Source organism: Streptomyces sp. NPDC041713 (genome assembly GCF_055591085.1).
In genome coordinates this window covers 518117-544819 of the sequence record NZ_JBVIZY010000001.1, presented here as the reverse complement: position 1 = coordinate 544819, position 26703 = coordinate 518117, and the positions used below count along the sequence as shown (strand labels likewise).

Sequence of the window (26703 nt, the reverse complement as noted above, 5' to 3'; positions counted from 1 at the left end):
GGAGTTGATGCATCCCCGCCCCACTCCGGCGACTCCGACGGCCCGCCGCGACTCCCCGAGCCATCCGCTCGTACCGCCTCACCTGTGCGAAGTCACCCCACGGGTACGCGTGTTCCACCCGACGAGAAGAGTTGATGCACCTACCTGACGCACCTACCCGACGCACCTACCCCTGCCACGCGAAGAGGGGCCGCCCCTCGGCGACCCCTCCCCTTTACCCGCGCCCACGGCGCCGACGGCGCCTACAGCACCGGCAGGTTCTTCCTCAGCTCGAAGGCCGTGACCTCACTCCGGTACTCCTCCCACTCCTGCTTCTTGTTGCGCAAGAAGAAGTCGTACACGTGCTCACCCAGCGTCTCCGCCACCAACTCCGACTTCTCCATCAGGGCGATCGCCTCGCCCAGGTTCTGCGGGAGCGGCTCGATGCCGAGGGCGCGGCGTTCCGCGTCGCGCAGGGCCCATACGTCGTCGTCGGCGCCCGGCGGCAGCTCGTACCCCTCCTCGATGCCCTTGAGGCCCGCGGCGAGCAGGACCGCGTAGGTGAGGTAGGGGTTGGCGCCGGAGTCGATGGAGCGGACCTCGACGCGGGCCGAGCCCGTCTTGCCCGGCTTGTACATCGGGACGCGGATCAGCGCGGAGCGGTTGTTGTGGCCCCAGCAGATGTACGAGGGGGCCTCGCCGCCCGCGCCCGCCGTGCGCTCGGAGCCGCCCCAGATGCGCTTGTAGGAGTTCACCCACTGGTTGGTGACCGCCGAGATCTCCGCGGCGTGCCGCAGCAGGCCCGCGATGAAGGAGCGGCCGACCTTGGAGAGCTGGTACTCGGCACCCGACTCGTAGAACGCGTTGCGGTCGCCCTCGAAGAGGGAGAGGTGCGTGTGCATGCCCGAGCCGGGGTGCTCGGAGAACGGCTTCGGCATGAAGGTGGCCTGCACGCCCTGTTCGAGCGCGACCTGCTTCATGACCAGGCGGAACGTCATGATGTTGTCCGCCGTGGAGAGCGCGTCCGCGTAGCGCAGGTCGATCTCCTGCTGGCCGGGCGCGCCCTCGTGGTGGCTGAACTCCACCGAGATGCCCATCGATTCGAGCATCGTGATGGCCTGGCGGCGGAAGTCCATGCCCACGTTCTGCGGGGTGTGGTCGAAGTAGCCGGAGTTGTCGGCGGGGGTGGGCCGCGAGCCGTCCAGCGGCTTGTCCTTCAGCAGGAAGAACTCGATCTCGGGGTGGGTGTAGAAGGTGAAGCCCAGGTCGGAGGTCTTGGCGAGGGCGCGCTTGAGGACGTAGCGCGGGTCCGCGAAGGACGGGGAGCCGTCCGGCATCAGGATGTCGCAGAACATCCGGGCCGTGCCCGGGGCCTCCGCGCGCCACGGCAGCACCTGGAACGTCGACGGGTCCGGCTTGGCGATCATGTCCGACTCGTACACCCGGGCGAAGCCCTCGATCGCCGAACCGTCGAAGCCGATGCCTTCGTCGAAGGCCTGTTCCAGCTCGGCCGGGGCCACGGCGACCGACTTCAGGAAGCCGAGGACGTCCGTGAACCACAGGCGTACGAACCGGATGTCGCGCTCCTCCAACGTACGGAGCACGAATTCCTGCTGCTTGTCCATCTTCCGCTTCCACCCATCCTTGCTGGTCAGGCCACCTTCACCCGCGTCTCGGAACACTCGGGCACCCGAGCATCCCATTTCCCGGTTTCGAGCACGTTGCGGCGCGTGCCGCGGCGTGCGTGCGGCGGACTCCCGTCCGCCCTTGTCTCCCTGTGCCCATAGTGCCTGCTGATCGGCCGCTCGGTAACAGCGGGCCACCCACCCCTCGCGACTGCGCCCTCCCACCCCTCTCGCTCTTAACTTGCATCTTTAACTTGCATATGAAATGCAAGTTTTCTACGGTCGGCACCAGACAAGGGCGGCGAATCGCCCCGCGTCCTACCGTCCTGGAGGCGTTCCCGTTGCTGTCCGAACAGTCCGCCGCGACCGTCCGCGCCACCCTCCCCGTCGTCGGAGCCGCCATCGGCGACATCACCGAGCGGTTCTACGAACGGCTCTTCGAGGCCCACCCGGAGCTCCTGCGGGACCTCTTCAACCGCGGGAACCAGGCCGCGGGAACCCAGCGACAGGCGCTCGCCGGATCGATCGCCGCCTTCGCCGCGCACCTGCTCGACCACCCCGACGAGCGGCCGGACGTCCTGCTGCGCCGCATCGCCCACAAGCACGCCTCACTCGGCGTGACGCCCGGCCAGTACGCGATCGTGCACGAGCACCTCTTCGCCGCCATCGCCGAGGTGCTCGGCGACGCGGTCACGCCCGCGGTGGCCGCGGCCTGGGACGACGTCTACTGGCTCATGGCCAACGCCCTCATCGCCGTCGAGGCCGGCCTCTACGCCGGGCACGGGCTCGTCGCGGGTGACGGCACCTGGCGGGAGTGGGAGGTCGTCGAACGCGTCGAGGAGACGGTCGACGTCGCCACGTTCCGGCTGCGGCCCGCCGACGGGGCGCCGGCACCGGACTTCCGGGCGGGGCAGTACGTGTCCGTGCAGGTCCAACTCGACGACGGGGCGCGGCAGATACGGCAGTACAGCCTCTCGGGTGGGGGGTCCGGGGTGGGCGCGGAGCCCGGGGGCGGTGACTCCTGGGTTCGGCAGATCAGTGTGAAGCGGGTGCGGGGGGACGTGGGGGCGGGGGTGCCCGACGGGGAGGTCTCGAACCAGCTGCATGCGCGGGTGCGGGAAGGGGACGTGCTGCGGGTGTCCCCGCCGTACGGGGACCTCGTTCTCGACCTCGACCTCGACGCCGGCCTCGCGGGCTGCCCCGGCGAGGCGGGCTCCGACGTACCCGTACCCGTGCTGCTCGCCTCCGCCGGCATCGGCGTCACCCCGATGATCGCCATGCTGCGGCGGCTCGCCGACACGGGGTACCGGGCCCCTGTCACCGTCGTACACGCCGACCGCTCCCCCGCGGAGCACGCCCTGCGGGCGGACCACGAGGCGTACACCGGCAAACTCCCCGCCGGTTCCGCGTACTTCTTCTACGAGCGCCCGGAGCCGGGGCATCCCGCCGAGCTGACCGGGCGCGCCGATCTGACCGCGCTTGCGCCGATACCGGCGGGCACGCGGGCGTATCTGTGCGGGCCGCTGCCGTTCATGCGCGCCGTGCGCGCTCAGCTGATCGAGCGCGGGGTGCGGGCGGCCGACGTCCACTACGAGGTGTTCGGGCCCGATCTGTGGCTGGGGCGGGGGTAGGGCGGTCACCCCCCTCCCCCCTCCCCCCCGGTCAACCCCTGCTCCTCACTCCTTCTCGCGCGCCGTGATGTCCAGCAGGAGCATCCCCGTCGGCGCCGCCACGATGTCCGCCACCGTCAGCGGGTCCAGCGACGCGTAGAACGCCTCCTGCGCCGTGCGGAGCGCGTCGCGCAGCCGGCACGCCGAGTTCAGCGGGCACGGGGTGCCGCCCTCGCAGTCGACCACGTCGCCCGAACCCTCGAAGAACCGCACCAGCTCGCCCACCGACGCGGTGCGCCCCTTCTCCGTCAGCGCGAGCCCGCCGCCCCTGCCCCTGCGGGCTTCGAGCAGGCCCAGCTTCTGGAGCTCGGCGACGACCTTGGTCTCGTGCGTGTACGGCACCGCCATGTCGGCGGCCACCTCGCGCGTCGTGGGCGCCGTGCCCCGCGCCACGGCGAGGCGCATGAGCGTGCGCAACGCCAGGTCGGTCGATCGCAGGAGCCGCATGCCGTCGAGCCTAGGTAATGCGCATCCGGGCCTCAAATCCTCCCTCCCTCGCATTACGATCAGCGCACCGTTCGTCGTCCGTCGTCCCGTCCGTCCCTGTCGCAGAAGGACACACCATGGGTTCCGCCAAGAACACGAGCAACGTCTCCCGCAAGGACCGGATAGAGGAGATGCGCCGGGCCGAGCGCGCACGGGACCGTCGGGGCCGGGCCCTGATGATCACCGTCAGCGCGGTCGTCGTCGCGGCGCTCGGCGTGGGAGGGTTCTTCCTCTTCTCCAACGCCCTCGACGACGACTCCGGCTCCAAGGACGACGCGAAGGGCTGGCCGAAGTACAAGGTCACGTCGGACGGCGAGAAGGTGTGGGGCAAACTCGGCCGTACGCACGTCACGAAGACGGTGAACTACCCCATGACACCGCCCGTCGGCGGGGACCACAATCAGGTGTGGATGAACTGCAACGGCGACGTCTACAAGAAGCCGATCCCGGAGATGAACGCCGTGCACTCCCTGGAGCACGGGGCGGTGTGGGTCACGTACAACGACAAGGCCGATCCGGCCGACCTGAAGAAGCTCGAGGCGAAGGTCCGGGCGACGCCCTACTCGTTGATGAGTCCCGTCGCCGACCAGAAGGATCCCGTCATGCTGACCGCGTGGGCGCACCAGCGCACGGTCGACGGGGCGGACGACCCGAAGGTCGCGCAGTTCTTCTCCACGTACGTGCAGGGCAAGCAGACGCCGGAGCCGGGGGCCGCGTGCACCCAGGGGCGGGCTCAGTGATGTTCGTGGGTGCGGGTGGGAGTGCCTGTACGGGTGCGGTTTCGGGTGTGGGTGCGGGTGCGGGTGCGGGTTCTGGCAGTTAGTGAGGCGGGGCTAGAAGTGAGACGGCGTACCAACTGGATCGTCGGCTGTGTCGCTGCCGCGGTCGTCGCCGGGGGCGGCATCACGGCGGCCGTGGCCGCCACCGACTCCGACTCGGGCGGCACGCCCGCCCGTTCGTCCGCGGACGCGGGCTTCGCGCAGGACATGTCGGTCCACCACCAGCAGGCCGTGGAGATGTCGTACATCGTGCGGGACCGTACCGACGACGTCGAGGTGCGGCGGCTCGCGTACGACATCGCCCAGACGCAGGCAAACCAGCGCGGGATGCTGCTCGGCTGGCTCGATCTGTGGGAGCTGCCGAAAATTCCCGAGGGGGCGCCCATGGAGTGGATGGGCATGGGGGACATGCCGGCGGGGCGGGACGGGGCGTTGATGCCGGGCATGGCTACGGGGGCGGAGCTCAAGCGGCTGGGGAAGCTGAGCGGTGAGAAGGCGGAGGTCCTGTACCTGCGGCTGATGATCCGGCACCACCGGGGTGGGGTGCACATGGCTCAGGGGTGTGTGGAGCGGTGTGAGGTGTCCGCGGAGCGGCGGCTTGCGCGGGGGATGGTGGAGTCGCAGGAGTCGGAGATCGAGCTGATGACGGGGATGTTGAAGGGGCGGGGGGCCAGGCCGTAACGCTGCGCTTGCTTTGGCGGTTCCCTGCGCTGTGCCTTGGTGCCTTGGCGGTGCGGTTGCTGGCGGGGGCGCCTTGGGCTTGCGTCTGCGCCTTGGGGTCGTCTGTGGGTGCGGGGCCGCGGGGGTATGTGCGTACTCGCCATCCACTGTTCGCCACGCCTCGCGGACAATATTGCTACAGCGGGCTCGGTGCTCCGTGCGCACATACCCCCACGTCCCCTCCCGAGCGTCTGCGGGTGCGGCCCGGTGGGGCTCTGCCTCTGAACTGATGCGTCAGGCCAAGCGGTGGAGTTCTGCTTGGTGTAGGCGGCCTCTCAGGCCCGCTCCGGATACGTAGCGTTCCACCTCTTCGACCGCGTACTCGCCCAGTCTTCGTACCTCGCTGCCCTGGGCGCCTGCGATATGGGGGGTGACCAGGACGTTGGGGAGGTGGAGCAGGGGGTGGGCGGGGGGTAGGGGCTCGGGGTGGGTCACGTCCAGGAAGGCGTTCAGGCGGCCGTCCTCGCACTCGCGGGCCAGGGCTTCCGTGTCCACGAGGGTGCCTCGGGCGGTGTTGATCACCGTGCCGTTGTCCGGGATCAGTTTGAGCAACTCCGCGCTCAACAGGTTTTCCGTTTCCGGGAGTTGAGGGGCGTGGACGGTGACCACCGTGCTGCGGCGGCACAGGTCCGGGAGATTCACCCGTTCCACGCCCAGTGCCGTTGCCTGCGTCTCGCTCACGTAGGGATCGGTGAGCAGGATGTGGGGGTTCGTGTCCCACGTCTTCAGGGCCGCGATCACCTTGCGGCCGATGCGGGAGGCGCCGATGACGCCGATCGTGCGGGCGTCGGCGCCGGTGCGTTCGGTGAACGGGGGCCAGCCCGCGGAGTAGTTCGCCGCCGTCGACAACGCGCCCTTCGCCGCGAAGGTGATCGCCGCGAGCGTGAACGCCACCACCGGGTCCGCGTTGGCGTCCGCCGCCGAGGAGACGACGATGCCACGGTCCCAGACCGCGTCCGTCACCATCGGTTTGACCGAGCCCGCGGCGTGCACGACGGCCCTCAGGCGGGGGGCATGGGCCAGGACCTCCGAGGTCAGGGGTGGGCACTCCCAGCCCGTGATCAGGATCTCCGTCTCGGCGAGGGCCGCCCGCGCCTCCGGTGTCGTGAGCGAGCCGGAGAGGGGGGCTTGATGCGTCAACTCGACTGTTTTCGTGAGGCGTTCGCGTAGGTCCTGGGGGAAGACGCGGGCCGCCACCTCTGTGCCCATGGCCAGGGTCGCGGTCGGTGGGGCGCCACCGGGGCGTTCTCGTCGAGCCGTCCGCTCTGCCTGATCTGCCACGCGTGACCGTCCCTCGTAGTAACCGGTTACCAACCAGCGCCTGGAGGCTAGGACCAATCCCGGAGCGTGGTCAAGAGAGGGGCAGGCAAGGGGGGTTGACCGGGCGCAGTAACCGCTTTAGATTCCGGGCACCTTATTCCGACGACGGAGGGGTTGCCGTGCCGACGGTGACGAAGGAACGGGCGGAAACCGAGGCGGTGAAGCCGCCCGGCAGGCGCGATAGCGGATCAAGTGGTGGGAAACCGGTCCGCGGTGAGCTGTGGAAACGGTTTCAGCGCACGCGTGTCCTGGTGCTGCTCATGGTGCCGGGGCTCGTGTACTTCCTGGTCTTCCACTACGGCGCCTTCGTCGCCAACGCGGTCGCCTTCAAGGAGTACGTCCCCTTCGACGGCCTGTGGGCCAGCCCGTGGGTGGGCACCGAGAACTTCTCGCGGATGTTCGGCGACCCGGACTTCTGGCACGCCACCTGGAACACCCTGTTCATCGCCGTGCTCCAGCTGGTGTTCTTCTTCCCCGCGCCGCTCGCCCTCGCGCTGCTCCTGCACAGCCTGAGCTCGGACCTGCTGCGCCGCTTCACGCAGTCGGTGATCTATCTGCCGCACTTCCTGTCGTGGGTCGTCGTGGTCGCGCTCTTCCAGCAAGTGCTCAGTGACACAGGGCTGTTGAACACGTTTCTGAGCGACTCGGGGCTGCACACCGTCGACCTCATCGGCAATCCGGACGCGTACAAGCCGCTCGTCGTCATCGAGGTGATCTGGAAGGACGCCGGCTGGGGCACGATCATCTTCCTCGCCGCGCTCATGCAGGTCGACGAGCAGCTCTACGAGGCGTCGGCCATCGACGGGGCCGGGCCCTGGCGGCGCTTCTGGCACGTCACGCTGCCCAGCATCCGGCCCATCGTCATCCTGCTGCTGATCATGCGGCTCGGCGACATCCTCTCGGTCGGCTTCGAACAGATGCTGCTGCAGCGGCAGTCGGTGGGTCCTGAGGTCGGCGAGGTGCTCGACACCTTCGTCTTCTGGCAGGGCATCGTCGGCGGCGACACCGGATACGCGGCGGCCGCCGGTCTGTTCAAGGGCGTCGTCGGCGCGGCGCTCGTCTTCACCGCCAACCGGATCGCCCACCGGCTCGGCGAACAGGGGGTCTACAAGTGAGTACCGGTCAGGTCACCAGGCCCGCCTGGATGGAGAAGCCGCGGTTCGCCACCAAGGCCGCCAAGGCGGTCGCGGTGACGGTCGTCCTCGCGCTCGTACTGATTCCGTTCCTCGTCATCGTCTCGACCTCGCTCGCCTCCAACCGGGAGGTCGTGGACAACGGCGGCTGGGTGCTGTGGCCCGGCGATCCGACGCTGCGCGCGTACCGGACCATCCTCAACGGCGGCATCGTCACCAAGGCGCTCGGCATCAGCGTCGGGCTCACCCTCGTGGGCACCCTCTTCTCGCTGGCGTGCACCACCTTCCTCGCGTACGCCCTCGCCCGCCCCGGCGTCTTCGGCGGCAAGCCGGTGCTGCTGCTCATCCTCTTCACGTTCCTCTTCCCGCCCGGCATGATCCCCGCATTTCTGCTGGTCAAGGGCATGGGGATGATGGATACGTATGCCGCGCTGGTCGCGCCCGTACTCATCAACGTCTTCAATCTGATCGTGCTGCGCGGCTTCTTCCAGGGGATACCGGAGGAGCTGTACGAGGCCGCGCGGCTCGACGGTGCCGGTGACTGGGTCATCCTGTGGCGCGTGGTGCTGCCGCTCTCCAAGGCGGCGCTCGCCGTGGTCTCCCTCTTCTACGCGGTGTGTTACTGGAACGCCTGGTTCCATGCCTCGATCTACATGGAGTCGGGACACTGGCCGCTCTCGCAGGTCCTGCGCACGTACGTCATCGGCGGCTCGCAGATCGCCGACACCGGTCTGAGCGAGGCCGGCATGGTCTCCGCTCCGCAGACCACCCAGATGGCCGTCCTGGTGATCGCCACCGTGCCGATCCTGCTCGTCTACCCCTTCCTGCAGAAGTACTTCACCAAGGGCGTGCTCACCGGCGCCATCAAGAGCTGATCCCTCAACTCGTCGTCCAGAAGGGCTCCTTCACGTGTCCGGTTCCTCGATGTCGCGGCGCACGCTGCTCCGCTCCATAGCCGTCGGCGGCGCCGCCCTGGCCGCCCCGTCCGTCCTGACCGCCTGCTCCACCGACTCCAGCGGCGGCGGCAACGTCTCCAACGCGGGCAAGAAGGTGGCGCCCTGGCCGACGTACGTCCCGGCCGACGGCCCCACCCCCGACCTCGCCCCGACCCGCGAGGGCGTGCAGCCCGGGTACACGAAGTACCCGGAGAAGCTGGTGCGGGCGTCGGCCGAGAAGCCGGGCACCGGCAAGCAGAAGATCCGGGTCATGACCATCACCTACGGCACTCCCCCGAAGCCGGTCGGCCGCAACAAGTACTGGCAGGCCGTCAACGAGGCCCTGGGCGTCGAGGTCGAGTTCACCGTCGTGCCGGACGCCGACTTCCGCGCGAAGATGTCGACGCTGATGTCCGGCGACGACCTGCCCGACATGATCAACTTCGGCGGCGGGTACGTCCTGCCGCGCGAGTCGCAGTTCGTGAAGGCGCGGTGCGCCGACCTGAGCGACCACCTGTCGGGCGACGCGGTGAAGGACTACCCCAACCTCGCCAACATCCCCACGTACGCGTGGGAGGGCATGGGCCGCATCGCCGGCCGCGTCTACGGGCTGCCGATCGAGCGCGCCAAGGTGCAGGGCGCGATGTTCATCAACCGCGAGGCGTTCGACGACGCCGGCTACCGGCCGGGCATGTCCGCGCCCGACTTCCGGGCGATGGCCAAGGAGGCCTCGCGGAACAAGAAGTCCGCACTCGGCGCGTCCACCGTCGGCTTCTACGGCTACCTCTACCACGCGATGTGGCACGGCGCGCCGAACCAGTGGCAGATCAAGAACGGCAAGGCCACCGACATGTACGGCACCGACGCGTTCAAGGCGGCCCTGGAGTACATGGCCGCGCTGCGCAAGGACGGCTCGTACAACCCCGACGCCACCTCGATCTCCCAGGTGGACCTGAAGACCCAGTTCTACAACGGCACCGTGCGCTCGATGACGGACGGCTGGGGCGCCGCCATCTCCAACGCCCAGGGGATCAAGGACGAGTTCACCCTCGACGTCGCCGAGCCGTACGCGGTCGACGGCACCACACCCGTCTACCAGCAGAACCGCGGCTGTTTCGGCTACACCGTCATCAAGAAGGCCTCCAAGGGCCGCGTCCAGCTGATGCTGCGGGTACTCAACTGGCTTGCCTCTCCCTTCGGTTCGAAGGAGTACGAGCTGATGCACTACGGCGTCGAGGGCACCCACTTCACGTACAACAAGGATGGCGACCCGGTCGCCACCGAGACCGGCCTGATCGACTCCAAGACCAATCTGCCCTTCCCCTACCTGATGGACGCGCCGCAGCCGCTGTACTTCCCCGGCTTCCCCGACCTCACGAAGCGGCTGCACGCCTGGGAGAAGAAGGTCGTCCCGCTCCTCGTGCCGGACGACCACTGGGGCCTGATGTCGGAGACGTTCAACCGGCAGGGCGCCACGATGCAGCAGATCATCGAGGACGGCGTGACGGCGGTCGTCTCCGGCCGCAAGAAGCTCTCCGACTGGGACGGCATCCACGCGAAGTGGCGGTCGCAGGGCGGCAAGCGGGCCGCGGAGGAGTTCCTCGAGGAGTACGAGGCCGCGCACTGACCCGGCGGTCGGGCGCGCGATGATGGGTCCGGGGCGGGGCGCCGCGCGGTGCATGCCGCATGAGCAACTCCGCCCCGGGACCGGCGGGTTGGCCGCCGGTCGGTGTTCGGGCCAGGGAGACACAGTGGGTGAGCGGGTCACCATCCGCGAGGTGGCCGCACGCGCGGGCGTCTCGGTAGCGACCGTCTCGCGGGTCCTCGCGGGCAACTACCCGACGTCCACGGCGTCGCGCGCCAAGGTGCTGCGCGCGGTCAAGGATCTCGACTACGTCGCCAACGCGCACGCGCGCGCGTTGGCGGGCGCGGGCCGCAAGACGATCGCGGTGCTCATGTACGACGTGGTGGGGGCGTTCTACGCGCAGGTCGCGCAGGGCGTGGAGGTGGAGGCCGCGCAGCGGGGCCGGCTCACGCTCGTCGCGTCCACCGGCAGCGATCCGGCGCGCGAGCTGGCGCTGGTGCAGATGATGCGGGAGCAGGCCGCGGAGGCCGTGATGCTGGTGGGCGGCGCCGTCCAGGACGACGAGTACCGGCGGCGGATGGCGCGGTACGCGGAGGCGCTCGCCGCGGCGGGCTCCCGGCTCGTGCTGTGCGGACGCCCGGCGCCGACGCCCGACATGCCGGCGCTGGTCGTCGAGTACGACAACGAGGCGGGGGCCCACGCCGTCACCAGCCACCTGCTGGGCGCGGGCCACCGCAGGATCGCGCTGCTCGGCTACGAGCCGGGCAACACGACCGGCGAGGACCGTCTCGCCGGTTTCCTCCGGGCGCTGGACGACCACGGGGTGCCCCGGTCCGACGCGGTCCTGCACGGGACCGGGTTCGGGCAGAACCACGGCTACCAGGCGATGCGGGAGCTCCTCGCCGCGGCGGACGGGAGGCCGGAGTTCACGGCGGTCTTCGCGGGCGACGACCGCGCCGCGGCGGCGGCGATCATCGCACTGCGGGAGTACGGGATGCGGGTCCCGGAGGACATGTCGGTGGTCGGCTACAACGACGACCCGGTCGCGGCGGACATCACGCCCGGCCTGACGACCGTGCACATCCCCGCCGAGGAGATGGGCCGCACGGCGGTACGCCGCGCGCTTGCGGGCACGACGAGGACGGGCCAGGAACGCCATGTGCTGGGCACGCACATCGTGATCAGGGAGAGCGTACGAAGGGCTGCGCCTGGGACGTGACGTCCGGGGCGGTGCGACGGGTGACGTATGGGGTGGTGCGACGTGATGTCCGGGGTGGTGCGACGTGACGTACGGGTCTCCGCCGCGCTCCTCAAGAGGGCCCCCTCGCCACGGTCGCCGTCGTCAGTACCGACCACGCCAGCACCACCAGCCACACCGCGATGCCCAGCACCTGGAGCCGCTGCCCGGTCCCGAGCCCCCAGGTCCCCCGCCCCGCCTCGAACGCCGCGATGGACGTCAGCGTCCAGCACGTGGCGGCCAGTTCGAGCACGACCACGCCCGGACCGAGACGGGCCAGCGCACACCGCGCGGACGGCGCGGACCGCGCCCCCTCGCCCCGCCGCGCGGCCACCGTGAGCAGCACCATGGCGACCAGCGCCGCCGTGACCGCCAGGCCGCTGCTGACCACGTGCGCGGAGTGCGTCCACGGGACGGCGCCCGCTCCCTCGCGCGCGACGCACCCGGCGTCGGCGGTCGGCGTACAGCTCAGCGGCAGCCGCGAGTCGGCCGCGGTGGCGGCGCCGAACAGCGCGAGGGCGGCCCAGCCCACCGCGGACCACCGCCCCGCGCGCGGGAGCCACCTCAGCGCGCCCAGCGCCGCCGCGAGGGCCAGGAGCCCCGCCAGGAGGTCCGCGGTGCGGTAGAAGGCCCCGTACGGCCGGCCGGAGGCGGCGAGTTCGCTGACGTACGAGGTGCGCGGCGAGAGCCCCGTCGGCAGGAAGGTCTCGGTGAGCCAGGCGCTGTAGGCGAGGGCGCCGACCAGGAGGAGGACGGCGAGGACGCGCGCGAGTGCCGGGCCGCGCCGCAGCCCCCGCCCCGCTCGCCAGGGTTGCTGCGGGGCCATGGACGCGGCTGCCGTCGTCGAGGGGGAGAACGGGTCAGAGATACTTTTCAGGCGCATGTGCCGACCGATGTTCGGGGTGGATCCAGCTGGGTTTGCGGTACTTGAGAAAGGCCGCGGGGGCCAGGACACCGAGCGCGAGGAGGCCGCCGCCGACGATCAGCAGGTAGCGCCACAGGGGGCCCTCGCCGAACTGGTCGGGCGGTACGAAGCCGATGGCCAGCGCCACGACCGAGGCGACGAAACCGACCGTGGCGACGAAGGTCACGGCGGGCACCACGAAGCCGCGCTCCACCTCCGGCTGCGCCTTCCGCAGCCGGACGACGGCGACGAACATCAGCAGGTACGCGATGAGGTAGATCTGCACGGTGATGACCGAGAACATCCAGTAGGCACTGGAGACGTCGGAGCTGAAGGCGTAGAGGACGCCGATCAGGGTCGTCACGACGCCCTGCGCGACCATGATGTTCCGGGGGACGCCCGCCTTGTTGAACTTCTGCAGGACGGGCGGCAGATAGCCCTCCTGCCGCGCCAGCGTCACCAGCCCCTTCGCGGGCCCGGCGAGCCAGGTCAGCATGCCGCCGAGCGCGGCCGCCACGAGCATGACGCCGACGACCTTCGTCAGCCAGCCGACGTGGAAGTGGTCGAAGAAGGCCTGGAAGGCCTGCATCAGCCCTGCGGTGAGGCTGAGCTCCTTCGACGGCATGACCCAGCTGATGGCCAGGGCCGGAAGGATGAAGATCAGCAGGACCAGGCCGGTGGCGAGGAAGATCGAGCGCGGGTACTGGGAGCGCGGGTGGCGCAGCGACGACACATGGACGCCGTTCATCTCCATGCCCGCGTAGGAGAGGAAGTTGTTGACGATGAGGACCAGGCTGGCGAGGCCGGTCCACGGGGGCAGCCAGTGCTCGGTGCTCATGGGGGCCGCGGACGGATTGCCCTGCCCCAGGAAGACGAGTCCGAGGACGACGAGGACGACGCCGGGGACGAGGGTGCCGATGACGAGACCGAGGGAGGAGAGACCGGCGACGGTCCTGGTCCCCCGGCAGGTGATCCAGACGCCCGTCCAGTAGATGACGACGATGACGAGCGCCACGTAGGGGCCGTTCTCGGCGAGGTCCGGATGGATGACGTACGCGAACGTCGAGGCGACGTAGGCGAGCAGGCTCGGGTAGTACGCGATGGTCATGGCGAACTGGCACCACACGGCGAGGAACCCGAGCGGCTTGCCCAGCGCCTCGCTCACCCAGCGGTAGATGCCGCCGGACCACCCGGAGGCGAGTTCGGCACCGACGAGCGCGGTGGGCAGCAGGAAGACCACGGCGGGCAGCAGGTAGAGGAAGACCGCCGCGAGGCCGTAGATGGCCATCGAGGGCGACGGGCGCAGGCTGGCCACGGAGGCGGTGGTCATGAGGGCGAGCGTCACCCAGGAGATGAACTGCCGCGGAATGGCAGGGTCCGGTTCCGGCAGCTCCCCTTCATGGATTTGTACCGGTTCGTCCTGACGTGTCATGCGCTCATGATCGTCGGAGTGCCGGGGGGCCGCATGTCGCCGGATACCCGGTGGGGGTAGGGTTCGCGGCATGGCGAGGACGCGGAGCCGCACGGGGTACGGGCAGTTGCTGCTGCTCGCCGCGCTGCTCTTCGGGATCGTGACGATGCATACGTTGGGGCATCCCTCGGGCGGTCACGAGGGCGCGGCCCCCGCGGCCGCGGCCGGGTCGTCGATGCCGACGGGGCGGCACCTCGGTGACGGCCATGAGCTCGGTGACCGCCACGACGTCGGTGGCCACGGCCTCGGTGAGCGCGGTCTCGGTGAGCGCGGTCTCGGTGAGCGCGGTCTCGGTGAGCGCGGTCTCGGTGAGCGCGGCGGCCGGATCGCGGTGACGGTCGCGTCCGACCCCGCGCCGCACGGCGGAATGAGCATGGATCCGCTGTCCGTGTGTCTGGCGGTGCTCGGCGGCTTCACGCTCCTCCTGCTCGTACGGGCCGGGCTGCTGCGTCCGGGCGGAACGCTCGCCCGGTCGCCCGCGCCCCGGCGGATCCGGCACGCCCTGCGGCCCAACCCGCCGCCGCCCCGCATACTCCTCGCCCACCTGTCGGTGCTGCGCATTTAGACCGCGCACCGGCCGTTCCGTGCTGCCCGCGGAAGTTCGCGGGGTCCCGAGGGGAACCCGCGGGCGTCGAGCGGTGCACCAGGAGCGGCAGATGCGTCCGTCTGCACGCACCACCACGACGAGGTGTCACCAGTCATGCCAGTTTCGCCAGACAGGTCGGTCCTGTCCGCCACGCCAGTCCCGCCGGCCGTGCCAGTCCCGTCGGCCACGCCAGTCCCGCCAGTCCCGCACGAAGACGTCACCCGCGCTCCGTACGCCCCCGCACGCCGCGCCCTGTTCGGCGCCGCGGCGGCCGTCGCCGGGGCCGGGCTCCTGTCGGCCTGTTCCGACTCCGACCCGGGCGGCGGCTCCGGGCACCACGGCCGAGGCGGCGCGCCCGGTCCCGAGGGCTATGTGGATCCGGCAGGCCCGGAGGTCGCGGCGGCCGAGAAGAAGCGCGGCCGGGGCGGCCGGGTCCGCGAGGTGCGGCTGACGGCCGTGGAGACGCGGCTCGACCTCGGCGGCCCCGAGGTCAGGACCTGGGCGTACGGGGACCGGCTTCCCGGCAGGGAGGTCCGTGTCACCGCGGGCGACACCCTGGCCCTCACCCTCGCCAACCACCTCCCGCAAGCCACGTCGCTGCACTGGCACGGCATCGCCCTGCGCAACGACATGGACGGCGTCCCCGGCCTCACCCAGAAGAGCATCCGCCCCGGCGCGGACTTCACCTACCGCTTCGCGGTGCCGGACCCGGGGACGTACTGGTTCCATCCGCACTCCGGCACCCAGCAGGACCGCGGCCTGTACGCCCCCTTGATCGTCGAGGACCCGAAAGAGCCACTGCGGTACGACAAGGAGTGGGTGATCGTCCTGGACGACTGGGTCGACGGGGTGGACGGCTCGACCCCGGACGGCGTCCTCGCGGAGCTGAGCGGCGGCATGCCGGGCCACGACATGGGCGGCGGCGGACACGGCAGCGGACACGGCAGCGGACACGGGGGCGGCCACGACATGGCGGACATGTCCCGGCGGACCGCGCCCTCCCCCGGTTCGCCCGAGCCGTCCGGGCCGGCCGGTCCCTCCCGGATGATGATGGGCGCCCGGAGCGAGTTGCTCGGCGGTGACGCGGGCGACGTCGCGTATCCGCACCACCTGATCAACGGCCGTACGGCGAAGGCGCCTTCGCAGTTCCGCGCCCGCCCCGGCGACCGCATCCGGCTGCGCCTCATCAACGCCGGCGGCGACACCGCCTACCGCGTGGCGCTGGGCGGCCACGCGATGACGGTGACGCACACGGACGGCTCGCCCGTGCGGCACGCGACGACGGACGCGCTGCTCCTCGGCATGGGCGAGCGGTACGACGTCCTGGTCACCGCCGAGGACGGCGTCTTCCCGCTGACCGCGGTGGCCGAGGGCAAGAAGGCGGCGGCGCTCGCGGTGCTGCGCACGGGCGTCGGCCGCGCGCCGACGGCGTCGGTCCGCCCCGCGGAGCTGCGGGGGCGGCTCCTGACGGCCGACAAGCTGCGGGCGCACGCGTCGGTCGCTCTGCCGGCCCGCGAACCCGACCGCACGATCAGGCTCCGGCTGACCGGCGGCATGGCCGCGTACGACTGGGCGTTCGACGGGAAGCCCTACTCCCCCGACCGGCGCCTCCCCGTCCGCGCGGGCGAGCGGGTCCGCCTCGCCTTCGCCAACACGACGGCGATGTGGCACCCCGTCCATCTGCACGGCCACACGTTCGCCCTGGCGGGGACGGCGGCCGGGCCCCGCAAGGACACCGCGATCGTCCTGCCGAACGGCACCCTGTCGGTGGACTTCGACGCGGACAACCCGGGCCAGTGGATGATCCACTGCCACAACGTCTACCACGCGGAGGCAGGCATGATGACGGTGCTCGGCTACCGCCACTAGCCCCCTCGGAGGGCGGCACGGGGTGCCTCGCGCGGGGCGCCCCCCATCCGTCCCCCAGGACATCGCGTCGCTCTGACGATTACACTGGCCGGGTGCCTCAACTACGCCTCGCCCTGAATCAGATCGACTCGACCGTCGGCGATCTCGCCGGGAACACCGAGGCGATCGTCCGCTGGACCCGGCACTCCGCCGAGCAGGGGGCGCATCTCGTCGCGTTCCCCGAGATGGTGCTGACGGGCTATCCCGTCGAGGACCTCGCCCTGCGGTCGTCCTTCGTGCACGCCTCGCGGCGGGCGCTGCGCGCGCTCGCCGTGCGGCTGCGGGACGAGGGGTTCGGGGAGCTGCCGGTCGTCGTCGGGTATCTCGACCGCACCGAGGAGGCCAAGCCGAAGTTCGGCCAGCCGGCCGGCGCCCCGCGCAACGCGGGCGCCGTGCTGCACCGCGGTGAGGCGGTCCTGACGTACTCCAAGCACCACCTCCCCAACTACGGCGTCTTCGACGAGTTCCGCTACTTCGTGCCGGGCGAGACCCTGCCGATGGTGCGGGTGCACGGCGTGGACGTGGCGCTCGCCATCTGCGAGGACCTCTGGCAGGACGGCGGCCGGGTCCCGGCGGCCCGCACCGCGGGGGCGGGGCTGCTGCTCTCCATCAACGCCTCGCCGTACGAGCAGAACAAGGACGACCAGCGACTCGAACTCGTCCGCAAGCGGGCCCAGGAGTCCGGCTGCACCACCGCGTACCTCGCGATGACCGGCGGGCAGGACGAGCTGGTCTTCGACGGCGACTCGATCGTCGTCGACAAGGACGGCGAAGTCGTCGCGCGGGCCCCGCAGTTCTCCGAGGGATGCGTCGTGCTCGACCTGGAGCTGCCGGCCGCCGCGCCGGAGCCGCCCGCCGGGGTCGTCGACGACGGGCTGCGCATCGAGCACGTCACGCTCTCCGCGGAGCCGCTGCCGGCGTACGACGCGGAGCTCACCGGCGGGTACGCCGAGCGGCTCGACGACGCCGAGGAGGTGTACTCGGCGCTGGTCGTAGGGTTGCGCGCGTACGCCGCGAAGAACGGGTTCGGGAGCGTCCTGATCGGCCTGTCCGGCGGCATCGACTCGGCGCTCACCGCCGCCATCGCCTGCGACGCGCTCGGCGCACGGAACGTGTACGGCGTCGCCATGCCGTCCCGCTACTCCTCCGAGCACTCCCTCGGCGACGCGGAGGAGCTGGCCCGGCGCACGGGCCTGAACTTCCGTACCGTGCCGATCGCGCCGATGTTCGACGCGTACATGGGCTCGCTCGGGCTCTCCGGCCTCGCCGAGGAGAACCTGCAGTCCCGGCTGCGCGGCACGATGCTGATGGCGCTCTCCAACCAGGAGGGCCACATCGTCCTCGCGCCGGGCAACAAGTCCGAGCTGGCGGTGGGGTACTCGACGCTGTACGGCGACTCCGTCGGCGCGTACGGCCCGATCAAGGACGTCTACAAGACGGCGGTCTTCCGGCTCGCGAAGTGGCGCAACCGCGCGGCGCAGGAGCGGGGGCAGACGCCGCCGATCCCGGAGAACTCCATCAGCAAGCCGCCGAGCGCCGAGCTCCGCCCCGACCAGGTCGACACGGACTCGCTCCCCGACTACCCGGTCCTTGACGCGATCCTGGAGCTCTACGTCGACCGCGACCAGGGCGCCGACGCGATCGTGGCCGCCGGCCATGACCGGGAACTCGTCACCAGGACGCTGCGGATGGTGGACACGGCCGAGTACAAGCGGCGCCAGTACCCGCCGGGGACGAAGATCTCCGCGAAGGGCTTCGGCAAGGACCGGCGGCTGCCGGTCACCAACCGCTGGCGCGAGTCCGCCTCCGGCTGAGGTGGGCGGTCTCGAGTCGCCGCTTCGCGGCGGATCTTTTCCCACCCGCCCACCCGTTTGCCCCGCACCGCACGGGGCTGTAGGGGCGCCTGATGTCAGTGGTGGGCCGGCTGGCGCTGCTCCGACGATGAAGCCACCACGCGCTCCGTACCCGGCACGGGGCCCCTCCGCAGGTCCACCGCGTACGCCACGCCCGCCACCGCGAGGCCGAGGACCGCGAGGAGGGCGCCGGTCACCGCCGGCGACGTCACGCCGAAGCCCGCCGCGAGGGCGAGGCCGCCGATCCAGGCACCGCCCGCGTTGGCGAGGTTGAACGCGCCCTGGTTGGCGGACGAGGCCAGCGAGGGGGCCGCCGACGCCTTCTCCATGACCATGAGCTGCAGCGGCGAGCCCGTGGTGAACGCCGCCATGCCGAGCAGCGCCACGCCGACCGCCGCGCTCCAGGCCGCGCCCATGAGCAGCGGGAAGAAGGCCAGGACCACGGCCAGCGAGATCAGGCCGCCGAAGAGCGTGCCGCGCAGGGAGTGGTCGGCGAGGCGCCCGCCCAGCAGGTTGCCCGCCGTCGCGCCCACGCCGAACAGCGCGAGGAGCAGGGTGACGCTGGACTCGGCGTAGCCCGCCGCGTCGGTCAGCATCGGCGTGATGTAGCTGTACGCGGAGAAGAGCGCGCCGAAGCCGGCGACCGTGGTGCCGAGCGCCAGCCACACCGGGGTGCTGCGCAGCGCCCGCAGCTCGCCGCGCAGGCCGGCCCCGTCACCGTGCCCGTGGTCCGCGGGGACCAGCAGGGCGAGCGCGGCGATGGCCGCGAGCCCGATGGCGCTCACCGCGAGGAACGTGGCGCGCCAGCCGAGCTGCTGGCCCATGGCGGTGGCCACCGGGACGCCCACGATGTTGGCGACGGTCAGGCCGAGGAACATCAGCGAGACCGAGCGGGCCTTGCGCTCCGGCCCGACGAGCCCGGTGGCGACGACCGCGCCGACGCCGAAGAAGGCGCCGTGCGGCAGTCCGCTCAGGAAGCGGGCGGCCATCAGGAGGTGGTAGTCGGGGGCGGCCGCGGACAGCGCGTTGCCGACGACGAAGAGCACCATCAGGCCGATGAGGACGCGGCGGCGCGGGAGGCGTGCGGTGACGGCGGCGAGCAGCGGGGCGCCGATGACCACGCCCAGCGCGTACGCGGAGACCAGGTGACCGGCGGTGGGGATGGATATGTGCAGGTCGTCGGCGACGTTGGGCAGTAGGCCCATCATCACGAACTCGGTCGTGCCGATGCCGAAGGCGCCCACGGCGAGGGCGAGCAGGGCCAGGGGCATGAAGAAGTACCTTCCACGGAGAACAGGGGGGTGTACGGAGAGCGGGGCATCCGTAAGTTCACGTACGGAACAAACTCATCCGTACCGAGTATTCCGTGGGGCCGCGACGGAAACGGACTCAGGAGGAGAGGTCGACCCGGGCCGCGATCGGCAGGTGGTCGCTGGCCGTCTCCGGCAGCGTCCAGGAGGAGACCGGCTCGACGCCCTTGACCATGATCTGGTCGATGCGCGCCATCGGGAACGACGCCGGCCAGCTGAAGCCGAAGCCGTCGCCCGCCGCGCCCTGCGTGGAGCGCATCTGCGAGGTCACGCCGTTCAGCGCGCGGTCGTTCATCGTGCCGTTGAGGTCGCCGAGGAGGATGACCTTGCCGAGCTTCTCGTCGCCGATGGCCTCGCCGAGCGCGTCGGCGCTGTTGTCGCGCTGGTTGGCGGTGAAGCCCGCGTCGAGCTTCACCCGCACCGACGGCAGGTGCGCGACGAAGACGGCGACCCGGCCCTTGGGCGTGTCGACCGTGGTGCGCATCGCGCGGACCCAGCCCAGCTTGATGTCGACGGGCCTGGTGTCGCTCAGCGGGTACTTGCTCCAGAGGCCGACGGTGCCCTTCACGGCGTGGTACTTGTACTCGCCCGCCAGGGCCTTCTCGTACGTCGGGACGGCCGAGGCGGTGAGCTCCTCCAGGGCGATCACGTCCGCGCCGGAGGCGACGACGTCCTGGGCGGTGCCGGTCGGGTCGGGGTTGTCCGCGTTCACGTTGTGCGTGGCCACGGTGAGGTCGCCGCCGGTGGCCGACTTGCCGGTGATCAGGCCGCCGAAGGAGTTGATCCAGATGATCAGCGGAAGCAGCAGGGCGATCAGCGCGGTGGCGGACTTGCGCACCACCGCGACGACGAGCAGCACCGGGATGAAGAAGCCGAGCCAGGGCAGGAAGGTCTCGGTCAGACTGCCGAGGTTGCCCACGTTGTTGGGGATCTGCGCGTGGAAGAGCATCACCAGGGCGAGCAGGACCGCGGCTCCCGCCGTGACCAGGCCGCGCCGCCAGATGCCCGGGTCGTTCCGCCAGCCGTCGAGCAGCCGGCGCAGTCGGGACCCCGGACGGTCGGGACCCGAGCCGTCGCTGCCGGTCTCCGTCATATACGCCTGCGCCATGCTGTCGTCGCCTCACTGCCTGCCGTGCACACCGTCTGCCCCGCCCCTGAAACCCTAGGCGATGATCGGGTGTCGTCCCTGCCGTCCGCGACGGCCGTACAGGCTCTGGGACGAACAGGGCGGCGCGGCGGGTTCCGGATCAGCGGGCGGGAACGCCCTCTGTGACGAAACGCGCACAACCGTCACCGGCCGCCCCCGGCGTCCGCGGCTCAGCCCGCGGGACGCAGCCCGACCAGCACCGAGTCGACTATCCGCTCCGCCAGATGGTCGTCGAGCGGCGCGCCGGGCCGCAGGATCGTGCGCAGCAGCATGGGGCCCACGAAGAGGTCGCTGGCGGTCTCCACGTCGATGTCGGCGCGCAGTTCGCCGCCGGCGACGCCTCGCCGCAGCACATCGAGCATCATGCGGCGGCGGGGCGCGACGACCGTCTCCTGGTAGGCCTCCGCCAGCTTGGGCAGGGCCTTCATCTGGGCGAAGACGTTGTGCAGGAGCGCGGAGGAGCGCAGGGTGAGGCCGCGCCTGCGCAGGCTCTCCAGGATGCGGACGAGGTCGTCGCGCATCGAGGTGCCCGGCAGCTCGGGGTCGGGCTCCTCGAAGGCGCGCAGCACGTCGACGAAGAGGGATTCCCTGCCGTCCCAGCGCCGGTAGATGGTGGCCTTGCCGACGCCGGCTGTGCGGGCGATCCGCTCGATGGAGAGCTCGGGGAGCGGCACGCCGTCCTCCAGGAGGCGCACCACGCCCTCGATGATCGCCTGCTCCACGGCCTCGCTCCGGGGCCTGCCCCGGCCGGTCCGGGCGGCCCGGGCGGCGGGCACCCCCTTGGCGGTGTCGCCCTGCTCCGCGACCCGCACGCCCTTGTGGACCACGTCGTCACTCCCTCACTCGCGCCGGCTGCCCCGCCGATTCTCCCTCAGCGCCCGGTGGCGCCCACCGGCTCGGACTTCTCCTGCTCCGGCCCCTCCTCGCGGGGCAGGCGCCCCGGCAGGAAGAGGAAGACGATCAGCGCGCCGATCACGGCGACGCCCGCGCCCCACACCGCCGTGACGTGCATGGCGTGCAGGAACGAGTCGTTGGCGGCGCTCACCAGGGGCTCGCCCTTGGGGCCGAGCTTCGCGGCGACGCCGAGGGTCGCCTCGATGGACTCCCCCGCGGTGTGCCGGAGCCCGGCGGGCAGCACGGTCAGCTTGTCCTCGACGCCGTTGCGGTACGCCGTGGAGAGCACGGAGCCGAGCACCGCGATGCCGAGGGCGCCGCCGACCTGGCGGAAGGTGTTGCTGAGCGCGGAGGCGGAGCCGGCCTTCTCGCGCGGCAGGGCCTGCATGATCACGACGCTGGTGGGCGTCATGATGTGCGCCATGCCGGTGCCCATCAGGAAGAAGACGACCTCCAGGAGCCAGATCGGCGTGTCGGTCTCGAAGAGCGTGAAGGCCGTCAGCATCGCCGCCACCAGGAGCAGTCCCCCGGTGGTCACCGCCCGGACGCCGAAGCGGTCGACGACGAGGCGGGCGCGCGGGGCGAAGATGAGCTGGGCCGCGGCCAGCGGCAGCATCAGCAGACCGGTCTGCAGCGGCGAGTAGCCGCGCACGCTCTGGGTGTAGAAGACCGAGAAGAAGGTCACGCCCATGAGGGCGAAGAAGACCAGCGCTATGGCGCAGATCGCCGCGGAGAAGACCCGGTTCTTGAAGTACTTGATGTCGATCGACGGGTGGTCGCTGCGCTTCTCGTGCAGCACGAAGGCGGCGAGCACGACGACGCCTGCGATGACGGTCCCGAGGACGACCGGGTCGGTGAAGTCGGCGAGCTGGCCGCCCTTGATGATGCCGTAGACGAGCAGCACCAGGCCGACGACGGAGAGCGCGACGCCGAAGAGGTCGATGCGGCCGGGGTTCGGGTCGCGGGAGTCCGGCACGAGCCAGATCATCAGCCCCAGGGCGATGATCACGATGGGGACGTTGACGAGGAAGACCGAGCCCCACCAGAAGTGGTCGAGCAGCACGCCGCCGGTGATGGGCCCGATGGCGATGGCGAGGCCGACGCCGCCCGCCCAGATGCCGATGGCCTTGGGCTGCTCGTCGCGCTCGAAGACGTTCATCAGGACGGCGAGGGTGGCGGGCATCACGAAGGCGGCGCCCAGGCCCATGATCGCGCGGAACGCGATGAGCTCGACGGGCGAGCCGGACTCCGCGGCGAGCGCCGAGCCGAGGCCGAAGACGACGAGCCCGGCGAGCAGGACCTTCTTGCGGCCGAGCCGGTCGCCGAGGAGTCCCGCGGTGAAGAGCAGGCCCGCGAAGACGAGCGTGTAGGCGTTGATCGCCCATTCCAGCTCGCTCTGGGTGGCCCCGAGGCCGGTGGGTTCGGGGGTGGAGATCGTCTTGATGGCGACGTTCAGGATCGAGTTGTCGAGCACCACGATCAGCAGGCTGAGCATCAGCACCCCGAGGATCGCCCACCGGCGCCGGTGCACGGCTTCCGGTATCCGGGAGGGGCTGGGGGTGGAGGTGGCGGGGGAGGACATGCGGTCCAGCGTAGACGCATTTCGATACGAGACCGTCTCGTATTGGAAATGCCTTGGGGTACGGAAGGGAAAGACTTTGCCCGGAACGAGAGCCGGGAAGGAGGACCGGACGGAGGACCGGAAGGAGGACCGGCGACGGACTAGCCCCGGAGCGGCACGTGGTGCCACCATGGAGGTGATCCGGGGACGCCGTCAGGGCGCCTCGAGATGACAGAAGGAGCCGTTGCGATGACGCAACTTTCGGCTGCCCAGACGAGCGCCGACGCCCGGCGGAGCCCCGACAGCAGCAAGGCGCTGTACGGCGGCAAGGGCACTCGGCGCATCACTGTGCGCGACATCACCGCCGCCAAGGAGCGCGGCGAGAAGTGGCCCATGCTCACCGCCTACGACGCGATGACCGCGTCCGTCTTCGACGAGGCGGGCATCCCCGTCATGCTCGTCGGCGACTCGGCGGGCAACTGCCACCTCGGGTACGAGACGACCGTGCCCGTCACCCTCGACGAGATGACCATGCTGTCGGCCGCGGTCGTACGGGGCACGAGCCGCGCCCTGATCGTCGGCGACCTGCCGTTCGGCTCCTACCAGGAGGGCGCCGTGCAGGCGCTGCGGTCGGCGACCCGGCTGGTGAAGGAGGCGGGCGTCGGCGCGGTCAAGCTGGAGGGCGGCGAACGCTCCCTGGCCCAGACCGAGTTGCTGGTCCAGTCCGGCATCCCCGTCATGTCCCACCTCGGCCTGACGCCGCAGTCCGTGAACACCATGGGCTACCGCGTGCAGGGCCGCGGCGACGAGGCGGCGCACCGGCTCCTGAACGACGCGAAGGCGGCGCAGGACGCGGGCGCGTTCGCGGTCGTCCTGGAGCTGGTCCCCGAGGAGCTGGCGGCCGAGGTCACCCGCTCCCTGCACATCCCGACCGTCGGCATCGGCGCGGGCGCGGCGTGCGACGCGCAGGTCCTGGTCTGGACGGACATGCTCGGCCTGACCGGCGGCAACATGCCGCGCTTCGTGAAGCAGTACGCGGATCTGCGGGGCGTGATGTCCGGCGCGGCGAAGGCGTTCGCGGAGGACGTGGTGGGCGGGGCGTTCCCGGCGGCGGAGCACGCGGTGCACTGAGGCCGTGGGGCGGGCCGATCGGTGGCCGCCCCCCATTGACCATCGCGGCACCATGGCAGCCCGCCGATTTCCCCCGTCGGCGGGCTGCCCTTTTCTCGCCCCTGGGCGGTTGGGGGGTACGGGGCGGGGGGCCGGGGCCGGGGTGGTCGGGAGGGTTGCCGTGACCCTGCGGCTCGGGCTGCCCTGTTCCGCCGCTTCGCGGCGGTTTCTTCCCCACCCACCCACCCGTTTACCCCGCACCGCACGGAACCGTAGGGAAGCTGGCCGCCGCGAAGCGGCGGAAGCCCCTACCCGCACCAGACGGTGCCGGGTAAACGGGCGGGTGGGTGGGATACATCGCCGCGAAGCGGCGGGAGCTCCTACCCGCACCAGACGGTGCCGGGTGAACGGGCGGGTGGGTGGGATACATCGCCGCGAAGCGGCGGGAGCTCCTACCTGCACTAGGCGGTGCCGGGTGAACGGGTGGGTGGGTGGGATGGATCCGCCGCGAAGCGGCGGGACAGGGGGCGCCCCCCACCGGCCGGACCCCCGTCAGGACCCCGTCGGGACCCTGTCGGCAGGATGTCGGTGGTTTGTCGGTGGCAGCTGGCACCTTATGACGCATGACGCGAATCGACATGAACCCCGGCGGCGCAGGGAGCGCGGTCACCGTAAGGGGACTGGTCAAGCACTACGGCGAGACCAAGGCACTGGACGGCGTGGACCTCGACGTACGAGAGGGCACCGTGCTCGGCGTGCTCGGCCCCAACGGCGCCGGCAAGACGACCCTCGTACGCTGCCTCTCCACCCTCGTCACCCCGGACTCCGGCACCGCGCTGGTCGCCGGGTACGACGTGTTCCGCCAGCCCCGCCAACTGCGCCGCGTGATAGGCCTGACCGGCCAGTACGCCGCGGTGGACGAGAAGCTGTCGGGGCGCGAGAACCTCTACATGATCGGGCGGCTGCTCGACCTGTCCCGCAAGGAGGCCCGGTCCCGTGCCGACGGGCTCCTTGAGCGGTTCTCGCTCACCGACGCGGCCAAGCGGCCCGCGAGCACGTACTCCGGCGGTATGCGCCGCCGGCTCGACCTCGCGGCGTCCATGATCGGCAGCCCCGCCGTGCTCTACCTGGACGAGCCGACGACCGGCCTGGACCCCCGTACCCGTAACGAGGTGTGGGCCGAGGTCAAGCGGATGGTCGGCGACGGCGTGACCGTACTGCTCACCACGCAGTACATGGAGGAGGCCGAGCAGCTGGCCTCCGCGCTGACCGTCATCGACCGCGGCAAGGTCATCGCCAACGGCGGCATCGAGGAGCTGAAGGCGAAGGTCGGCGGCCGCACGCTGCGGGTCCGCCCGGCCGACCCGCTGGAGCTGCGCCCGCTGGCGAACGCCCTCGACGCCCTGGGCCTGACCGGCCTCGCCACCTCGACGGTCGACGTCGAGTCCGGCACGGTCCTCGTCCCGATCCTCAGCGACGAGCAGCTGACCGCCGTGGTCGGCGCGGTCACCGCGCGCGGCATCACGATCGGCTCGATCGCCACCGAACTGCCCAGCCTGGACGAGGTGTTCCTGTCCATCACCGGCCAGAAGGCCAGTGCCCCGCAGGACGCCCGCCCCACCGAGAACGAACTCGAGGAGGTCGCCGTATGAGCGCCACCACTCTCGCGGCCCCCCTCACGGCGGGCCAGGACGACGCCCGCATCGGTCTGCGCGCCCACGTCCGGCACACCGGCGCCCTGGTCCGCCGCAATTTGCTGTGGATCCGCCAGGACCCGGAGTCGATGTTCGACGCCGTCCTGATGCCGATCGTCTTCACGCTGCTCTTCGTCTACGTCTTCGGCGGTTCCATCGGACAGGCGCTCGGCGGTGGTCAGGACCAGTACGTGCAGTACGTGGTGCCCGGCATGATGGCGATGATGAGCATGAACATCGCCATGGCGGTGGGCACCGGCTTCAACCAGGACTTCCAGAACGGCATCATGGACCGCTTCCGGACCCTGCCGATCGGCCAGGGCTCGGTGCTCTTCGCCAAGATCGTGGTGGAGCTGATGCGGCTGCTCATCGCGACGACGATCATGATGATCGTCGGTGTCCTGGTGGGCTTCGACATCACCAACTGGGGCGGTCTGCTCGCCTCCGTGGGCCTCTCCGCGCTGTTCGGCACGTCCATCATGTGGATCTTCCTGGTGCTCGGCGTCGCGATGAAGAGCGCCCAGTCGGTGCAGGCGATGGGCTTCCTGGTCCTGATGCCGCTGCAGTTCGGCTCGTCGATCTTCGCTCCGACGCAGTCGATGCCCGGCTGGCTGCAGGGCTTCACCGACTACAACCCGCTCTCCTCGCTCGCGGACTCCGCGCGCGGTCTGATGGTCGGCGGCCCGGTCGCCCACGACCTGTGGGTGACGGTCGGCTGGTCGGTGGTGCTCACCCTGGTGATGGCGCCGATCGCGATCCACAAGTTCCGTACGAAGAACTGACGGTTCCGCACGAA

22 protein-coding genes are annotated in these 26703 nt (G+C 70.8%); 13 read left to right on the top strand and 9 right to left on the bottom strand.

Translation table 11 applies throughout. From position 1 onward, the window contains the following. Positions 1 to 242: 242 nt before the first annotated feature. A complete protein-coding gene (locus tag ACZ6CV_RS02320) occupies positions 243 to 1604 on the bottom strand; it encodes a glutamine synthetase family protein (protein WP_355817577.1) in 1362 nt (453 codons plus the stop codon). A gap of 341 nt (positions 1605 to 1945) precedes the next feature. On the opposite strand from ACZ6CV_RS02320, the gene ACZ6CV_RS02315 reads away from it, so the two are divergent. Continuing rightward, positions 1946 to 3235, top strand: coding sequence for a globin domain-containing protein (locus tag ACZ6CV_RS02315; protein WP_469248962.1), 1290 nt, complete (start codon positions 1946 to 1948; stop codon positions 3233 to 3235). Between the two features lie 45 nt (positions 3236 to 3280). On the opposite strand, the gene ACZ6CV_RS02310 is transcribed toward ACZ6CV_RS02315, so the two are convergent. Continuing rightward, the gene (locus tag ACZ6CV_RS02310; protein WP_469248960.1) at positions 3281 to 3721 is read right to left on the bottom strand and encodes an RrF2 family transcriptional regulator; all 441 of its coding nucleotides are present in this window, start codon (positions 3719 to 3721) and stop codon (positions 3281 to 3283) included. Between the two features lie 116 nt (positions 3722 to 3837). Between ACZ6CV_RS02310 and ACZ6CV_RS02305 the strand changes: the two genes are divergently transcribed. Beyond that, positions 3838 to 4500: a DUF3105 domain-containing protein gene (locus ACZ6CV_RS02305; RefSeq protein ID WP_469248958.1), complete on the top strand. Its 663-nt coding sequence runs from the start codon at positions 3838 to 3840 to the stop codon at positions 4498 to 4500. A gap of 99 nt (positions 4501 to 4599) precedes the next feature. Further along, the gene (locus tag ACZ6CV_RS02300; protein WP_469248957.1) at positions 4600 to 5220 is read left to right on the top strand and encodes a DUF305 domain-containing protein; all 621 of its coding nucleotides are present in this window, start codon (positions 4600 to 4602) and stop codon (positions 5218 to 5220) included. A 273-nt stretch (positions 5221 to 5493) separates the two neighbouring features. Here the strand turns inward: ACZ6CV_RS02300 and ACZ6CV_RS02295 are convergent, their stop codons facing one another. After that, positions 5494 to 6468, bottom strand: coding sequence for a hydroxyacid dehydrogenase (locus tag ACZ6CV_RS02295; protein ID WP_469249600.1), 975 nt, complete (start codon positions 6466 to 6468; stop codon positions 5494 to 5496). A gap of 371 nt (positions 6469 to 6839) precedes the next feature. Between ACZ6CV_RS02295 and ACZ6CV_RS02290 the strand changes: the two genes are divergently transcribed. The 4 genes from ACZ6CV_RS02290 (at position 6840) to ACZ6CV_RS02275 (ending at position 11451) form a co-directional block, all read left to right on the top strand. Beyond that, a complete protein-coding gene (locus ACZ6CV_RS02290; protein WP_355817698.1) occupies positions 6840 to 7694 on the top strand; it encodes an ABC transporter permease in 855 nt (284 codons plus the stop codon). Between the two features lie 29 nt (positions 7695 to 7723). After that, positions 7724 to 8587, top strand: a complete 864-nt coding sequence (locus ACZ6CV_RS02285) for a carbohydrate ABC transporter permease (RefSeq protein ID WP_469249599.1) — start codon at positions 7724 to 7726, stop codon at positions 8585 to 8587. Positions 8588 to 8621: 34 nt separating this feature from the next. After that, a complete protein-coding gene (locus ACZ6CV_RS02280) occupies positions 8622 to 10274 on the top strand; it encodes an extracellular solute-binding protein (RefSeq protein ID WP_469248955.1) in 1653 nt (550 codons plus the stop codon). Between the two features lie 124 nt (positions 10275 to 10398). Next, a complete protein-coding gene (locus ACZ6CV_RS02275) occupies positions 10399 to 11451 on the top strand; it encodes a LacI family DNA-binding transcriptional regulator (protein WP_469248954.1) in 1053 nt (350 codons plus the stop codon). A 91-nt stretch (positions 11452 to 11542) separates the two neighbouring features. Here ACZ6CV_RS02275 and ACZ6CV_RS02270 read toward each other — a convergent pair whose 3' ends face one another. Together ACZ6CV_RS02270 and ACZ6CV_RS02265 are read right to left on the bottom strand one after the other, a co-directional pair. Beyond that, complete coding sequence (locus ACZ6CV_RS02270) at positions 11543 to 12295, bottom strand: DUF998 domain-containing protein (RefSeq protein ID WP_469248952.1); 753 nt, start codon at positions 12293 to 12295, stop codon at positions 11543 to 11545. A gap of 34 nt (positions 12296 to 12329) precedes the next feature. Continuing rightward, positions 12330 to 13805, bottom strand: coding sequence for an APC family permease (locus ACZ6CV_RS02265; RefSeq protein WP_469248950.1), 1476 nt, complete (start codon positions 13803 to 13805; stop codon positions 12330 to 12332). Between the two features lie 70 nt (positions 13806 to 13875). Here ACZ6CV_RS02265 and ACZ6CV_RS02260 point away from each other — a divergent pair, with 70 nt between their 5' ends. The 3 genes from ACZ6CV_RS02260 to ACZ6CV_RS02250 all read left to right on the top strand — a co-directional run bounded on the left by ACZ6CV_RS02260 (position 13876) and on the right by ACZ6CV_RS02250 (position 18152). Further along, complete coding sequence (locus ACZ6CV_RS02260; protein ID WP_469248949.1) at positions 13876 to 14409, top strand: hypothetical protein; 534 nt, start codon at positions 13876 to 13878, stop codon at positions 14407 to 14409. 135 nt (positions 14410 to 14544) lie between these two features. Further along, positions 14545 to 16299 (top strand): multicopper oxidase family protein, encoded by a 1755-nt coding sequence (locus ACZ6CV_RS02255; RefSeq protein ID WP_469248947.1) that lies wholly within the window; start codon positions 14545 to 14547, stop codon positions 16297 to 16299. A gap of 92 nt (positions 16300 to 16391) precedes the next feature. After that, the gene (locus ACZ6CV_RS02250; RefSeq protein ID WP_469248945.1) at positions 16392 to 18152 is read left to right on the top strand and encodes an NAD+ synthase; all 1761 of its coding nucleotides are present in this window, start codon (positions 16392 to 16394) and stop codon (positions 18150 to 18152) included. 95 nt (positions 18153 to 18247) lie between these two features. Here the strand turns inward: ACZ6CV_RS02250 and ACZ6CV_RS02245 are convergent, their stop codons facing one another. The 4 genes from ACZ6CV_RS02245 to ACZ6CV_RS02230 all read right to left on the bottom strand — a co-directional run bounded on the left by ACZ6CV_RS02245 (position 18248) and on the right by ACZ6CV_RS02230 (position 23124). Next, the gene (locus tag ACZ6CV_RS02245) at positions 18248 to 19462 is read right to left on the bottom strand and encodes an MFS transporter (RefSeq protein WP_469248943.1); all 1215 of its coding nucleotides are present in this window, start codon (positions 19460 to 19462) and stop codon (positions 18248 to 18250) included. A 118-nt stretch (positions 19463 to 19580) separates the two neighbouring features. Further along, positions 19581 to 20609, bottom strand: coding sequence for an endonuclease/exonuclease/phosphatase family protein (locus ACZ6CV_RS02240; RefSeq protein WP_362367849.1), 1029 nt, complete (start codon positions 20607 to 20609; stop codon positions 19581 to 19583). 209 nt (positions 20610 to 20818) lie between these two features. Further along, complete coding sequence (locus ACZ6CV_RS02235; RefSeq protein ID WP_469249598.1) at positions 20819 to 21424, bottom strand: TetR/AcrR family transcriptional regulator; 606 nt, start codon at positions 21422 to 21424, stop codon at positions 20819 to 20821. A gap of 95 nt (positions 21425 to 21519) precedes the next feature. Then, the gene (locus ACZ6CV_RS02230) at positions 21520 to 23124 is read right to left on the bottom strand and encodes an MFS transporter (protein WP_469248942.1); all 1605 of its coding nucleotides are present in this window, start codon (positions 23122 to 23124) and stop codon (positions 21520 to 21522) included. 228 nt (positions 23125 to 23352) lie between these two features. On the opposite strand from ACZ6CV_RS02230, the gene panB reads away from it, so the two are divergent. From panB to ACZ6CV_RS02215, 3 genes are all read left to right on the top strand, one after another. After that, positions 23353 to 24234, top strand: coding sequence for a 3-methyl-2-oxobutanoate hydroxymethyltransferase (gene panB / locus ACZ6CV_RS02225; protein WP_469248941.1), 882 nt, complete (start codon positions 23353 to 23355; stop codon positions 24232 to 24234). Between the two features lie 602 nt (positions 24235 to 24836). Continuing rightward, a complete protein-coding gene (locus ACZ6CV_RS02220) occupies positions 24837 to 25865 on the top strand; it encodes an ATP-binding cassette domain-containing protein (RefSeq protein ID WP_469248940.1) in 1029 nt (342 codons plus the stop codon). Further along, positions 25862 to 26689, top strand: coding sequence for an ABC transporter permease (locus ACZ6CV_RS02215; RefSeq protein WP_469248938.1), 828 nt, complete (start codon positions 25862 to 25864; stop codon positions 26687 to 26689). The genes ACZ6CV_RS02220 and ACZ6CV_RS02215 overlap by 4 nt, the downstream gene beginning before the upstream one ends. Positions 26690 to 26703 lie beyond the last annotated feature (14 nt).

Coding starts and splice junctions, on each gene's coding strand:
- ACZ6CV_RS02310 (WP_469248960.1), bottom strand. CDS start 3,721: ATGCGGCTCCTGCGATCGACCGACCTGGCGTTGCGCACGCTCATGCGC.
- ACZ6CV_RS02295 (WP_469249600.1), bottom strand. CDS start 6,468: ATGGGCACAGAGGTGGCGGCCCGCGTCTTCCCCCAGGACCTACGCGAA.
- ACZ6CV_RS02320 (WP_355817577.1), bottom strand. CDS start 1,604: ATGGACAAGCAGCAGGAATTCGTGCTCCGTACGTTGGAGGAGCGCGAC.
- ACZ6CV_RS02230 (WP_469248942.1), bottom strand. CDS start 23,124: ATGTCCTCCCCCGCCACCTCCACCCCCAGCCCCTCCCGGATACCGGAA.
- ACZ6CV_RS02245 (WP_469248943.1), bottom strand. CDS start 19,462: ATGCCCCTGGCCCTGCTCGCCCTCGCCGTGGGCGCCTTCGGCATCGGC.
- ACZ6CV_RS02305 (WP_469248958.1), top strand. CDS start 3,838: ATGGGTTCCGCCAAGAACACGAGCAACGTCTCCCGCAAGGACCGGATA.
- ACZ6CV_RS02265 (WP_469248950.1), bottom strand. CDS start 13,805: ATGACACGTCAGGACGAACCGGTACAAATCCATGAAGGGGAGCTGCCG.
- ACZ6CV_RS02285 (WP_469249599.1), top strand. CDS start 7,724: ATGGAGAAGCCGCGGTTCGCCACCAAGGCCGCCAAGGCGGTCGCGGTG.
- panB (WP_469248941.1), top strand. CDS start 23,353: ATGACGCAACTTTCGGCTGCCCAGACGAGCGCCGACGCCCGGCGGAGC.
- ACZ6CV_RS02215 (WP_469248938.1), top strand. CDS start 25,862: ATGAGCGCCACCACTCTCGCGGCCCCCCTCACGGCGGGCCAGGACGAC.
- ACZ6CV_RS02220 (WP_469248940.1), top strand. CDS start 24,837: ATGACGCGAATCGACATGAACCCCGGCGGCGCAGGGAGCGCGGTCACC.
- ACZ6CV_RS02255 (WP_469248947.1), top strand. CDS start 14,545: ATGCCAGTTTCGCCAGACAGGTCGGTCCTGTCCGCCACGCCAGTCCCG.
- ACZ6CV_RS02240 (WP_362367849.1), bottom strand. CDS start 20,609: ATGGCGCAGGCGTATATGACGGAGACCGGCAGCGACGGCTCGGGTCCC.
- ACZ6CV_RS02290 (WP_355817698.1), top strand. CDS start 6,840: ATGGTGCCGGGGCTCGTGTACTTCCTGGTCTTCCACTACGGCGCCTTC.
- ACZ6CV_RS02260 (WP_469248949.1), top strand. CDS start 13,876: ATGGCGAGGACGCGGAGCCGCACGGGGTACGGGCAGTTGCTGCTGCTC.
- ACZ6CV_RS02270 (WP_469248952.1), bottom strand. CDS start 12,295: ATGGCCCCGCAGCAACCCTGGCGAGCGGGGCGGGGGCTGCGGCGCGGC.